The organism is Streptomyces sp. GL_148 (assembly GCF_057834205.1).
The window spans coordinates 7,804,812-7,817,900 of record NZ_CM174396.1 but is presented as its reverse complement, the minus strand read 5'-3'; the positions used below and the strand labels follow the sequence as shown (position 1 = coordinate 7,817,900).

The following is a 13,089-nucleotide window of genomic DNA, read 5'->3' as shown; positions in this document are numbered from 1 at the left end:
GAGTATGGGTCAGCAGGTGGAGTTGCCCACGCCGTAAACCGCTCGTCTACACGTCGGCGGACCGCACCACATCGCGATCACCGTGGATCGGGCGGGTCAGCGCTGCAGGGTGAGCAGACCCGGCCGGTACGGCAGCTTCAGGTAGTCGGTGCCCTCCGGTGTGCTGGTGGGGAGGCCCTGGTAGAGGAACTGCAGGTTGCAGGGATCGATGGTCATGGTCTGGTCGGGGTTGTTGCGGACCAGGTCACCGTGGCTGACGCCCTTGGCCCAGGTGGAACCGCTGTTGGCCTGGCCCGCGAAGGGGCTGCTCTCACTGCCGGCCTGGACGGTCCACGGACCGTTCAGGCTGGAGGCGGTGAACGAGCGGAAGTAGCGGTTCGAACCCTGCGCCTCAACGATCATGAGGTACTGGTTCTGGCCCTGGACCTTGTAGACCTCCGGCGCCTCGAACAGGAGGTCCGTCGCGTCGCTCATGATCGTCGTGTACGAGGAGCCGAAATTGCCCGGGAAGTTCCCGATCGGCATGCTCGCCCGGTAGATCTTGCCGTTGTCAGCGGCGAAGAACAGGTACATGTTCTGGTCGTCGGCGATCATGGTCGGGTCGATCGGGGCGTCCTTCTGGCCCGGCGCGGGGCCCTCGGGGAGGCTGCCGGTGAACAGCGGCTGCGCGGCGGACCAGCCGTTGGGGTTGGTGGGGTCGCTGGACGTGCGGTAGTAGAGCGGCCACTGACTCCACTGGGAGACCATCACCCAGATGTTCTTGGGCGCGAAGTAGAACAGTTCGGGCGCCACCGCGGGCTCGTTCATCTTGGTCTGGGTGGCCGCCCCCATGTCCGACCAGTTCGTGAAGGGACTGAACGCCGTCGAGCCCCATGCCGTTCCGTTGGAGGTGGTCGCGTAGACCAGGTGCTTGCCGTTGTACGTGGTGGTGGAGAAGTCCTTCAGCGCGACCTGCCCGTTCGCCGGCTGCGCCAGCGGGCCGGTCGAGGTCCACCGGTAGGTCGACGGAAGGGCACACGCGTTGCTCGCCCCGGACAGACCGGTCCACTTCTGGTTGCTGCCACCGTGGCACGACCAGAGCTGCACGCCCGTGCCGTTGGCCGTACCCCAGCCCGAGACCTCCAGGCACAGCCCGGACCGCACGCCGATGATCGTGCCGTCGGAGTTCACCCGCCACTGCTGGTTCTCGCTGCCGTTGCACGTCCAGATCTGCACCGGGGCCCCGGACGTGGTGGCGCCGCCCCGGACATCCAGGCACTTGTTGCCGTACACGGTCAGCTGGCTGCTGTCCGTCAACGTCCACTGCTGGTTGATTCCACCGTGGCAGTCCCAGATGTGCACGTTTGCGCCGTCGGTCTGGCTGAAGCCCGCCACATCGAGACAGCGGCCGGAGGCAACACCGCGCAAGTCGCTGGTGGTGGCCGCCTGAGCCGGGCTGGCGACGAGCAGCGCCGCCAGCGCGGCCAGGGCCGCAACCGCGGCGGCGAGCACCGCGGACAGGCGTCTGCGGCTGGAACTTTGTCTGCGCATTGAGATCTCCTTTGTGACCGGATGAGCTGTCACACGGTTGAGGCAGGGGCGACCTGCCCTCGGCGCCTGCGGATCCGGCTGGATCGGGCACGGCGCGTCGGAGCGGCGACAAGGTGTGGCCCCTGGGGGTGGGGGACGCCGAGCATTGTTAGCGCTAACAATTTGCAGTTCGCACATCGGCGTTGGAGGCAGGAGACCAGGGGCCTGAGCGACTGTCAAGATCTTCTGCAAGAATCCGTCGGATCACTGAAGCAGAAGCAGGACGGTCAACCGCGCGGGGAGTTGGTGGAGTTGAGACCCCCGTAAGTCGGCCTCAACCCGTAACGGCCCCGCACTGCCCACCTGAAGCCAAGCGGCTCTGCCGCGGACTGGAGCGGCCTGGAAGGGGCGTGTGGTCCGCGGATCACGGCCCAGAGGACATTGACGCGGCGCCGGGCGAGGGCGAGGGCGAGGACTGCTTGCCTGTGTCCTTCACCTTCCTTCCTCTTCCGGTCGCGGTACGCCTTGGAGACCGGGCAGAAGAATGCGCTGACCTGCGCGGAGAGGTTAAGGGCCCGCTGGAGGCCGCGGTGGTAGCGGCGAGGTCCGCGCATGTTCCCGCCGACCTTCCCGGAGTCCCAGGGGACGGATTGTGGGCGGCTACCGAGTGCGGGCGACGAGCTCGGCGGCCCAGCTCTTCGCCTCGCAGGGCGGTCATCTGGTTCCGGACAGCTTCCACGGCCCGGGCTACGAGCGCGGCCGCCCCGCCGACCTTGCGGTTGCGGAGCCATGTCTCCAGCCGCCTGACGCCCATGCGGCGGATCGCGGCCGGGGTCTCCAGATCTCGGGCGCGATTCCCTCCGCCGGCTCGTCGTCACACTGTTCCCGCAGGCGACCTCGCAGACGTTGTCTTACAAAGCGATCGAGTCGCGAATCCCCATGGGCGGTCGAGTCGTCGCGGGGCTCCGGGCGGCCAGGCTGCCCAAGCCATACCGACTGCAACAGACAACGAGCCATACCCAGAGCCCCTGGGCTCCGTCGATCCCACGAATGCGCGGTCCGAACCCGCAGTAGGAACGTAAGACCGGGCAACCAACCCCGGCCGCCCAGGTCGTGCACGGCGCGGTGGCCGAGACCGAGCAGCAGGTACCGTGCCTGGTGGCCGCCTCGGGGCCCGGATCTGTTCTCCACCACAGCCATGGGACCCTCGGCCAGCTGCTGGATCCGACCGCGACGTGCGGCACGGAACTGGCGCGCCGGGCGGGGCGGGCCCCTCGAAACCCCGTCACACTCCCGTCCTCGAGCCGACGAGCCGGTCGGCGGTCGGCGGTCGGCAGGCGGGGTGCCCAGGACCAAGATCCGGTCCACTCGTGGATACGTCTCACCCCAGCCGCAGAAGCCGCCGCTTGCGGTCAGACCGCCCCGGACGCGCTCGATGCGGAGGCGCATCGCGGAGAACGGCGATCCCCGCCCCGTCGTTGCCCCAACGGCGATCCGAACAGACCCTTGACGGCACACTTGTGAGCGTTAACACTCAGGTAACGCCAGGCCGGAGCCGCCGCGAACCCGGACTTCACACAGTGCGAGGAAACGACTCCCGGCCGGCCCCGCTCGACCGCTTCCGGTTTCTCCCAACCGGGTCGCACCGTGCCGGTCGCGGAACATCACTGGAGGAACTGTGCGGAAGCTTTCAGCCGGCCTTGTCACCCTGGGTCTGACGCTGTCGCTGGCAGCCTGCGGCCAGAGTGCCAACGGCGCAGGCGAGGGTGGGGCCGGCGGCGGGGAGGCCAAAGGCGGCCTCGTCGGCATCGCGATGCCGACCAAGTCGTCGGAGCGCTGGATCAATGACGGCACCAACATGGTCAAGGAGTTCCAGGCCAAGGGTTACAAGACCGATCTCCAGTACGGCGACAACGTCGTGGAGAACCAGGTCTCCCAGGTGGAGAACATGATCACCAAGGGCGCCAAGCTGCTGGTGATCGCCGCCATCGACGGTTCCTCGCTCACCAACGTGCTGCAGAAGGCCGCCGACGCCCACGTCCCCGTCATCTCCTACGACCGGCTGATCCGCGGCACCGGGAACGTCGACTACTACGCGACCTTCGACAACCACAAGGTCGGCGTCCTCCAGGGCAGTTACATCGTCGACAAGCTCGGCCTCAAGGACGGCAAGGGCCCGTTCAACATCGAGCTGTTCGCCGGCTCACCGGACGACAACAACGCGACGTTCTTCTTCAACGGTGCGATGAGCGTCCTCAAGCCGTACATCGACGACAAGAAGCTGGTCGTGCAGAGCGGCCAGACCTCCTTCAATCAGATCGCCACGCTGCGCTGGGACGGCGGCCTCGCCCAGTCCCGGATGGACAACCTACTGAGCAAGTCGTACACCGCCGCCCGCGTCGACGCCGTGCTCTCGCCGTACGACGGCATCTCGATCGGCATCATCTCCTCGCTCAAGGGCGTCGGCTACGGCGCCGGCCAGCCCATTCCCGTCGTCACGGGCCAGGACGGCGAGCTGGCCTCGGTGAAGTCGATCATCGCGGGCGAGCAGACCCAGACCGTCTACAAGGACACCCGCCAACTGGCCAAGGCGGCAGTCCAGATGGGCGACGCGCTACTGACGGGCGGCAAGCCCGAAGTCAACGACACCAGCCAGTACAACAACGGCGTCAAGACCGTACCGGCGCAGCTGCTCCAGCCGGTCAGCGTCGACAAGGAGAACTACCAGAAGGTCCTGGTGGACAGCGGCCAGTACACCGCGGACCAGCTCAAGTAGCCCACGGAGCCCGACCGACGGGTCCGGCGACGACGAAACGGCGGTGCGACGCCCGCGGGACCGCCCGGCGCCGCACCGCCCCGACGATACGGATGCACAACCATGGCCCGACCCGTTCTCGAGATGCGGTCGATCAGCAAGACGTTTCCCGGTGTGAAGGCCCTCTCCGAGGTCAACCTCACCGTCGCCGCGGGTGAGGTGCACGCCGTCTGCGGTGAGAACGGTGCCGGCAAGTCCACGCTGATGAAGGTACTCAGCGGGGTCCACCCGCACGGCGGCTACCAGGGCGAGATCTACTTCGAGGGCGAGCCCTGCCGGTTCCGGGACATCCGGGCCAGCGAGCAGCGCGGCATCGTGATCATCCACCAGGAACTCGCGCTGGTGCCCTACCTGTCCATCGCCGAGAACATCTTCCTCGGCAACGAGCACGCCACCCGGGGCGTCATCAGCTGGCACAAGACGCTGACCCACGCCGCCGCACTGATCCGGCAGGTCGGACTCGACGAGAGCCCGCACACTAGGATCGCCGATCTCGGCGTGGGCAAACAGCAGTTGGTCGAGATCGCCAAGGCGCTCGCCAAGAAGGTCAAGCTGCTCATCCTGGACGAGCCGACGGCCGCCCTGAACGACGAGGACAGCCGCAAGCTGCTCGACCTGATCCTCGAACTCAAGGCACAGGGCATCTCCTGCATCCTCATCTCGCACAAGCTGAACGAGATCGCCCGGGTCGCCGATGCCGTCACCATCCTGCGCGACGGGCGGACCATCGAGACCATCGCGATCGGTTCCGAGGGCATCTCCGAGGAGCGGATCATCCGCGGCATGGTCGGCCGCGACCTGGAACACCGCTACCCCGATCGGCAGCCCTATTCGGCACCGGGGGCGGAGATCGGCGAGGTCGCCTTCGAGATCGAGGACTGGAGCGTCCAACACCCGATCGACCACCGGCGCAAGGTGGTCGACGGCGTCTCCCTCAACGTCCGTCGAGGCGAAATCGTCGGCATCGCCGGCCTCATGGGCGCCGGCCGCACCGAGCTGGCCATGAGCGTCTTCGGCCGCTCGTACGGGCGGTGGACCGGTGGCCGGGTGCGGCTGGACGGCCGGGAGATCCGTACCCGGACGGTGCCGGAGGCGATCGGGCACGGCATCGCGTACGTGACCGAGGACCGCAAGCAGCTCGGCCTCAACCTGGGCGACGACATCAGCCGGAACATCTCTCTGAGCGCCCTCGGCAAGGTCGCCCGGCGGGGCTGGGTCGACCGGCACGAGGAGGCGAGGGTGGCCGAATCGTTCCGGCGGACCATGAACATCAAGGCCCCCTCGGTGTTCGCGGAGACCGGCAAACTCAGCGGCGGCAACCAGCAGAAGGTCGTCCTCAGCAAGTGGATCTTCGCCGGGCCGGAGGTGCTGATCCTCGACGAGCCCACCCGGGGCATCGACATCGGCGCCAAGGCTGAGATCTACACCGTCATCGCCGAACTCGCCGCCCAGGGCAAGGCGGTGCTCGTCATCTCCTCCGAACTCCCCGAACTCCTGGGCCTGTGCGACCGGATCTACACCATGGCCGAAGGCCGGATCACCGGTGAGGTCAACCGCGCGGAAGCCACCCAGGAATCCCTCATGCGGCTCATGACCATGAGCGCGGCATACCCCGACAAGCAGGTGTGAGGCATGGCCCAGACCAAGACCACCCCAGACACCACGCCCCGCACACCGGAGCCCGGCCGGCGACCGTCGGCCGGTGCCGTACTGGCCCGAGCGCTGCGCGGCAACCTGCGCCAGTACGGGATGCTGCTCGCGCTGGCGCTGATCGTGCTGCTGTTCCAGTTCTGGACGGGCGGCATCCTGCTCCAGCCGCTCAACATCACCAATCTGATCCAGCAGAACGGCTACATCCTCATCCTGGCCATCGGCATGATGATCGTGATCATCGCCGGGCACATCGACCTGTCCGTCGGGTCGCTCGCCGCCTTCGTCGGGGCGGCCGCCGCGGTGATGATGGTCAAACACCACGCGCCGTGGCCCGTGGCGCTGGTGGCCGCGCTGCTGATCGGGGCTCTCGCCGGGGCCTGGCAGGGCTTCTGGATCGCCTATCTCGGGATCCCCTCGTTCATCGTCACGCTGGCCGGCATGCTGCTGTTCCGCGGTGGGACCCAGATCCTCCTTCAGGGCCAGTCGGTGGCGCCGTTCCCCAAGGGCTTCCAGAACATCAGCAGCGGCTTCCTCCCCGCGGTCGGCCCCCACACCAACTACCACAACCTCACCCTGCTGCTGGGCTTCGTGGTGCTGGCCATCGCGATCCTGCAGGAGGTGCGCGGACGGCGGCGGGCCGCCTCGTACGGCCTGGAACCGCTCCCGGCCGGTCTGTTCCTGGTGAAGCTCGGCGCGATCACCGCGGCCGTGGTGGCCTTCACGCTGCTGCTGGCCAGCTACCACGGGGTGCCGATCGTCCTCCTGATCCTCGGCGTCCTGCTGGTCGGCTTCGGCTACGTGATGCGCAACTCGATCCTCGGCCGGCACACCTACGCCATCGGCGGAAACGAGGCGGCGGCGCGGCTGTCCGGGGTGAAGAGCAAGCGGGTCGTCTTCCTGGCCTTCGTGAACATGGGCGTCCTCGCGGCCCTGGCCGGGATGGTCTTCGCCGCGCGGCTCAACGCGGGTACGCCGCAGGCCGGCATCAACTTCGAGTTGGAGGCGATCGCCGCCGCCTTCATCGGCGGCGCCTCCGCCAGCGGCGGTGTGGGTACCGTCCTCGGTGCGCTCACCGGCGGGCTGGTGCTGGGCGTCCTGAACAACGGCATGTCGCTGGTCGGCGTGGGTACCGACTACCAGCAGGTGATCAAGGGCCTGGTCCTGCTGGCGGCCGTCGGCTTCGACGTCTACAACAAGCGCAAGGCCGGAGGCTGACCCTGCCCCTCCCCGGCGCGGTGCCTTGCGCCCGCTCGGGGAGGAGCGCCCCGGTCGTCATGCCTGTGCCTCCGCGGGGCGGTTGGAGACCCTGGTCACCCAGCGGCCGGGGTCGAAGCCGTCGTCGCCGGTCAGCACCCGCCACATCAGGATGCGGTTGTACCGTTCCAGCCGGCCGGTCGCCGCGCGCTCGGAGCCTCTCCTCGCGGCATCCGTGCCGCCCAGCCCGTTTCCCCGCACTCCCCCGCTCAGTGAACGGAAAGGTGCGGGACACCGCTGCCCGGCCGCCCTGAAGGACCCGCCGCGCGCCTGCTTCCCACCGTCGGCAACCTTTTCGCGTCCGGCGGCGACCAGGCAGTGCACCTCGACTCGGATCTTCGAACGGACGGACATGCAGACTGCACGGCAGGCCGCGCGGCAGCGCAGGCGCAGACACAGGCTGATGCTCGGTACAGCGGTCATACTGACCGCCGCGGGCGTCCTCTTCTGCCTGGTGACGGCCATGCTCCCCGGCCCCAATGCCAAGGCCGGGGCCGGCGCCGGGGCCCGCGCTGGGGCCGACCTGGCCGCCCCCGCCGCCACCCGTACGGGAGCCACGCCCCCGGCCCCGACGAGCCCACCACCCCCGGCGGCCGGGTCGCATGCCGCGGCGACCCCGAGCGCGAGCGCCGCAGCAACCACCACGGCGGCGGCGCCCCCGCCTACGGCGAAGAAGACCCCACCGGCGGCATCCACCCCGGCACCGTCGGCAGGACGCATCCGGCCGGGTACCACCTACAAGGGCGTCGCCACCGCCTACGCCGCCGCCGACGGCAACGGCGCCTGCCTGTTCGGCCCGAGCGACGACCTCATGATCGCGGCGATGAACGCCACCGACTACGAGTCGTCCAGGGCCTGTGGCGCGTACGTGCGCGTCCGCGCCGCGAACGGCGCCTCGATCACGGTCCGGATCACCAACGTATGCCCGCTCCCCTGCGCGCCCGGACAACTGGACCTCAGCGAACAGGCCTTCGCGAAACTGGCCGAGCTCAAGCTCGGCCGTATCCCGATCACCTGGAGCCTGGTGAGCCCCCGCACGTCCGACACCCTCTCCCTCCGGTACAAGACCGGGTCCAGCGCCCACTGGTGCGGCATCCAGGTGATCGACCACCGGAATCCGGTCGCACGGCTGGAGGTACGCACCGGCAAGGGCTGGCGGAAGCTGCCCCGTACCGACTACAACTACTTCCTCTCCGCCGACGGCGGTGGGTGCGGCGGCGCGATGAGGATCACCGACATCTACGGAGAGCAGTTGACGGTCGACGGGACCGCGCTGCTGCCGAACGTCGCACAACGGACCAGGGTCCAGTTCGCCGCGCACTGAAACCTCACCGCGGCGGGGTGGCGGAGCCGGGGCACGCCGCATCGGCGTGCCCCGGCCAACCGGGCACTGGTACGCTGCCGCCCGGATGTTAGCGCACACATTTTGCGGAGGGGACGACCAACGGACATGGTCCTCGATGACGCGTCCGCGGAGTTCCACGACTTCTTCGAACGCCACTACGCCGAACTCGCCCGGTTCGCCCGTCTCCTGACGGGCGAGGCGGACGGCGCCGACGATCTGGCCGCGGACGCCCTGATCGCGCTGTGGCAGCGCTGGGACCGGCTGCGCCAGGCCGAGTACCCACTCGCCTACGCCCGTGGCGTGGTCGCCAACCTGGCACGGTCGCGGATCCGCAGCACGGTGCGCGAGCGCCGCCGGATCGCCCTGTTCTGGTCCCGCGGTGCGGAGCCGTTGCACGGTCCGGACGTGGCCGCCGTCGTGGACGTGCGAACGGCTCTCGCCCGGTTGCCGTTCCGGAAGCGGTCGTGCGTGGTCCTGCGGCATGCCTTCGACCTGTCGGAGAAGGACACCGCTCTGGCGCTCGGAATATCGGTCGGTACGGTGAAGAGCCAGACCTCGAAGGGGATGGCCGAGCTGGAACGGATGCTGGGCAGCACAGGAGCAGCCGGGGAACTGTTGGCGGGGAGGAGGAGCCGTTGAACGAGGAACTCACCGGGCGGCTGCGCGCGGCCGCCGAGGCCCACCAGCCCGACCGTGCCCGGATCCTGGCACGCGTGGAACGCGGCATGTCCGGTGCCCCCGTCCGCCACCGCGAGTCTTCGGGCGCGAGGCCCTGGCCCAGGATCGCGCTCGCTTCCCTGGCAGCGGCCGGCACTCTGGCGGTCGGCGGCTTCGCCGTCGCCGCCATCGTCCAGTCGCCGCCGGCTCGGCCGGATGTCTCGGCCACCCCCGCCGCGCCGTCCGCGCCGTCCGTGCCGTCCGGGACTCCCCGGCCGACATCGTCGACGCCATCGGCGCCCGCCACCAGCCGCCCGACCACGCCGGACCGTTCGTCCTCGCCGGGCCCCGGCCCTTCGGCGTCAGGCGCCGCGGGCTCGGCCCGGCCGGGCAACGCGCACGTCCAGGACGGGCCTCTGTCGTCGGCCGGCTCCTTGGGCACGAACAGCAACAGCTTCTGGGCACAGAGCAACATCACCCTGAAGTCCGCTCAACCGCTTACCGCACTCACCGTGGAACTGCGCATCACGCAGACCGGCGGAGTGCAGAGCACCGGCAGCTGGCGGACGCTGCCCGCCGAGGATTTCACCGTCACCGTGCAGAACGAGGGCGGAGCGGTGGTCTACCGCTGGATCCTCAAGCCGGGCCGCACGGTACCGGCCGGACAGCATGTCTTCGCCGGCCAGTACAACCACGCCGCCGGAGCACGCGAGGTCGAGCACGACGGCTACCGCGTCGACGCCGTCGGCCCCCGCGGCGCCCTCTCGGTCTGGGGCGGCTTCACCCCGGCACGGTGAGGCCGTGCCGGTTCGCCGGCCCGTGGGTGGACGGCGCGGACCGCCGCCCGCCCACGGGCCGGGCCCGGAGCATCAGGACGGGTCGCCGTACACCACGCCACGGCCGTAGGCGCCCAGGTAGAGGCGCCCGTACACGTCGGGGTCGCCGCTGATGACGTTGACGGCTATCCCGCCGAACTGGTGCTGGTCGTCGTTGATCCGGACCCAGGCCGAGCCGCCGTCGGTTGAACGGAACAGCCCGGTGACGCCCTTCACCTTCCCGCTGAGGTACAGCGCCTGGTACTGGGCACCCGGGGCCGGCTTGCCGAAGCCGACGGCGCTCGCCTGCTCCACGTTGCCGGGCTTGCCGAAGCTCGTACCACCGTTGGTGGAGTGCAGGAGTCCGTTGTCCCCGCCGGCGATCCACAGGTCACCGGCTAGGCCCGGAGCCGTCTTGAGCTGCCCGCCGCCCAGGCCGGTGGCCCGGGCGGTGAAGTGCTTCCCGCCGTCGGTGCTCGCGTACAAGGTTCCGCCGCTGAGGGCGTAGAAGGTGTTGGCCGCCGACCGGTCGGCCACGACGGCCGTGTCCTTGGGCAGACCGGAGACCGCTGTCCAGGCCGAGCCACGGCTGCCCGAATGGAACGGAGCCTGGCCCGCGGGGGTCCACACCACGGCGGCACCGTCCGCCGAAGCGGCCACGGAACCGCCGCCCGCATCGCGCACCGGCGGGGCGGCGAACGGTACCCAGCCGACTCCGCCGTCGGCCGAGTAGGCGCCGTGCTGCGCGCCACCGAGACCGACCCGCACCATGAACCGCGGCTTCGACTGGGCGAAGTCGATACCCGTGGTGTTGGTGAACAGCGGCCCGGACAGCGCCTTGGCGGGCACCTTGGTGAGGTCCTCGTGCCGGAAGCCGCCGATGTCGCCGAGCGCACTGATCAGGGGAAGACCGGGGGGCTTGATCAGTCCGAGCGTCGCCGTCTCCTCCAGGCCCTTGGCCGGGATGGTCCAGTGCGTCGCCCGCCCGGTGTCCGCCGCGGTCACGTCGTGGCTGCCCACATCCCCGATCCGGTGCCGTACAGCACGTGCCCGGAATCGAAGGGATCGATGGCCAGGGCGCCCATCCAGTGACCGATGCCGCTGCCCACGTACGGCGCTGCGGAGCTGTCCCGGACCGAGGTCGCACCGAGCGCCTTCCAGGAGGCGCCGCCGTCGGCCGACCGGTAGATCTCGTCCGAGGGCCACCAGCGGTCCAGCGTGGTGACCATCACCATGGACGGGCGCTGCGGATCGACCGCCAGGCCGGCGAACCCGTAACCGCCGCTGGACGGCGAGATGTTCTTCCAGCCCCCGGTGGACGGCGTGTGCTTCCACACCGAACCGGCCGTCACGCCGTTCGGGCCCGGCGCGTTGGTGTACGTCAGGTACAGCGAGCCGTCGCCGGACAGCACACCGTGCTGCGGCAGCTGCCCCTTCGGCTGGCCGGGCACGGCCTGCCAGGTGCTTCCGCCGTCGGTGGAGCGGTACAGCGAGGTGGTCTTGTCGGCCACCCCGACGTAGATCGTCCGGCTGCCGGACGGGCCGAAGGTCACGAACGAGAGGCCGACGCCGCTGCTCGCACCGTCCTTCACGGGGAAGCCGGCGACCTGGCTCCACGTCACGCCGTGGTCGGTGCTGCGCCAGAGGCCGTTCTTGCGGGTACCCAGGTAGAGCGTGCCGTGGTCGGACGGGTCCACCACCAGCCGCTCGCCCATGGACCGGCCGTCCTCGTTGCCGCCCAGTTTGAACGGCAGGTCGGTGCGCTGGAACGTCCTGACCTGGTCGGTGGAGCGCAGGATCGCGCCGTTGCCCGCCCAGTCGTTGGTGTAGGTGCCGCTCGCGAGGTACAGGCGGTTGGGGTCCACCGGGTCGGTCGCCAGGCTCTCGATCCCCAGCAGGTTCCAGTCGGCTCCGCCGATCCAGTCGGTCAAGGAGGTCCAGCGGGCGGCGGTCGCGTCCCAGCGGTAGGCGCCGCCGATGTCGGTCCGTGCGTACAGCAGGTCCTTGCGGGCGGGGTTGAAGACCAGCCCGGTGACGAACCCGCCACCGACGATCTGCGCGTTGTGCCAGGTGTACCTGCCCGAGCCGCCCACCTTCACCAGCTTCCACCGCTGGTTGGTGCCGCCCTGGTCCGCGTACTGGATGAGCGGCACACCGTCGCTGCTGGAGCCGCCCCACACGTCCAGCACCATGCCGCTGCTCCGGGAGACGATCTTCACCGCCGCACCGCCGGTCTTCTCGATCTTCCACTGCTGCGCGGCGTCGCCGTGGCCGGACTGCTGCTCGATGGCGGCCGCCGACTGTACGGAGGCACCCCGCACACCGAGGACCTTCTTGCTGCTGCGGTTCTCCAGCTCGTAGTAGCCGTCCCCCGTCGGCCTCAGCCGCCATTGCTGACTCGCGGCACCGGCCACGCGGCTCTGCTGCCGTGTCCAGGCGCCGTCCGACGTGTCCGCACCGGGTACGTCCAGCACCTTGTCGCTGCGCACGGACACCACCTCGTAAAAGGCGTCGGAATCCAACGTCGCGGCCTCCGAGTCGGCCTGCACGAACAGCAGGTAGGGGCCGAGCACACCGGGCACGCCCAGCGCCAGACCCATCGTCGTCCAGCGCCGGCGGTGGCGTCCACGTCTTCGGGTCGCCCGTCAGTCGCCGCAGCTCCGCAATAGGTTGCCGCCCTCCGGAGTCCTCCTTGACCGACTGGATCGGCGGAGCCGACTGGATGTCGATCGCTCATCCGCAGCACCACGCGGCGCCGGCACCCCCACCCTCGCTGATCGCCGCCGTGCCAGAACCGGCGCACCAGCACGGCTCGGCAGAGCACATTGACCACGCGATCGACCGGCCTCGTTCGAACGGCGAGCCAGTCGCAGCCATGACGGCGGTCCTGGCCGCCCTCGCCGCAGGACACGTGCCCGCACTACACGTTCCTTCTCGGCGCACGGCCGGGAACACCGGGCCTCCAGGTGGTACGACTCCTCTCGTCCTGAACTGCGTCTGCCGGCAGTAGGGGCGCCCCCGCACGTCGTCGCCCCCTCCGC

The 13,089-nt window shown here is 69.6% G+C and carries 7 protein-coding genes and 2 pseudogenes; 6 read left to right on the top strand and 3 right to left on the bottom strand.

What is annotated here, in order from left to right; translation table 11 throughout:
• Positions 1-96: 96 nt before the first annotated feature.
• Complete coding sequence (locus tag AC3IYI_RS35340) at positions 97-1,530, bottom strand: non-reducing end alpha-L-arabinofuranosidase family hydrolase (protein WP_489407507.1); 1,434 nt, start codon at positions 1,528-1,530, stop codon at positions 97-99.
• Positions 1,531-3,187: 1,657 nt separating this feature from the next.
• On the opposite strand from AC3IYI_RS35340, the gene chvE reads away from it, so the two are divergent.
• The 3 genes from chvE to mmsB all read left to right on the top strand — a co-directional run bounded on the left by chvE (position 3,188) and on the right by mmsB (position 7,192).
• Complete coding sequence (gene chvE, locus AC3IYI_RS35335; protein WP_489407506.1) at positions 3,188-4,285, top strand: multiple monosaccharide ABC transporter substrate-binding protein; 1,098 nt, start codon at positions 3,188-3,190, stop codon at positions 4,283-4,285.
• Positions 4,286-4,387: 102 nt separating this feature from the next.
• Complete coding sequence (gene mmsA, locus AC3IYI_RS35330; protein WP_489407505.1) at positions 4,388-5,953, top strand: multiple monosaccharide ABC transporter ATP-binding protein; 1,566 nt, start codon at positions 4,388-4,390, stop codon at positions 5,951-5,953.
• A gap of 3 nt (positions 5,954-5,956) precedes the next feature.
• The gene (mmsB, locus tag AC3IYI_RS35325) at positions 5,957-7,192 is read left to right on the top strand and encodes a multiple monosaccharide ABC transporter permease (RefSeq protein WP_489407504.1); all 1,236 of its coding nucleotides are present in this window, start codon (positions 5,957-5,959) and stop codon (positions 7,190-7,192) included.
• 57 nt (positions 7,193-7,249) lie between these two features.
• On the opposite strand, the pseudogene AC3IYI_RS35320 reads toward mmsB, so the two are convergent.
• Positions 7,250-7,375, bottom strand: a pseudogene (locus tag AC3IYI_RS35320) (phytanoyl-CoA dioxygenase family protein); the annotation flags it as partial.
• A 259-nt stretch (positions 7,376-7,634) separates the two neighbouring features.
• Here AC3IYI_RS35320 and AC3IYI_RS35315 point away from each other — a divergent pair.
• The 3 genes from AC3IYI_RS35315 to AC3IYI_RS35305 all read left to right on the top strand — a co-directional run bounded on the left by AC3IYI_RS35315 (position 7,635) and on the right by AC3IYI_RS35305 (position 10,030).
• On the top strand, positions 7,635-8,555 hold the full coding sequence (locus AC3IYI_RS35315) for an expansin EXLX1 family cellulose-binding protein (protein WP_489407503.1): 921 nt from the start codon (positions 7,635-7,637) through the stop codon (positions 8,553-8,555).
• Positions 8,556-8,681: 126 nt separating this feature from the next.
• Positions 8,682-9,215: a SigE family RNA polymerase sigma factor gene (locus AC3IYI_RS35310; protein WP_489407502.1), complete on the top strand. Its 534-nt coding sequence runs from the start codon at positions 8,682-8,684 to the stop codon at positions 9,213-9,215.
• Positions 9,212-10,030, top strand: coding sequence for a hypothetical protein (locus AC3IYI_RS35305; protein WP_489407501.1), 819 nt, complete (start codon positions 9,212-9,214; stop codon positions 10,028-10,030). Before AC3IYI_RS35310 ends, AC3IYI_RS35305 begins: the two co-directional genes overlap by 4 nt.
• A gap of 72 nt (positions 10,031-10,102) precedes the next feature.
• Here AC3IYI_RS35305 and AC3IYI_RS35300 read toward each other — a convergent pair.
• Positions 10,103-12,648, bottom strand: a pseudogene (locus tag AC3IYI_RS35300) (RICIN domain-containing protein).
• Positions 12,649-13,089 lie beyond the last annotated feature (441 nt).

Coding starts and splice junctions, on each gene's coding strand:
- AC3IYI_RS35340 (WP_489407507.1), bottom strand. CDS start 1,530: ATGCGCAGACAAAGTTCCAGCCGCAGACGCCTGTCCGCGGTGCTCGCC.
- mmsA (WP_489407505.1), top strand. CDS start 4,388: ATGGCCCGACCCGTTCTCGAGATGCGGTCGATCAGCAAGACGTTTCCC.
- mmsB (WP_489407504.1), top strand. CDS start 5,957: ATGGCCCAGACCAAGACCACCCCAGACACCACGCCCCGCACACCGGAG.
- AC3IYI_RS35315 (WP_489407503.1), top strand. CDS start 7,635: ATGCTCGGTACAGCGGTCATACTGACCGCCGCGGGCGTCCTCTTCTGC.
- AC3IYI_RS35310 (WP_489407502.1), top strand. CDS start 8,682: ATGGTCCTCGATGACGCGTCCGCGGAGTTCCACGACTTCTTCGAACGC.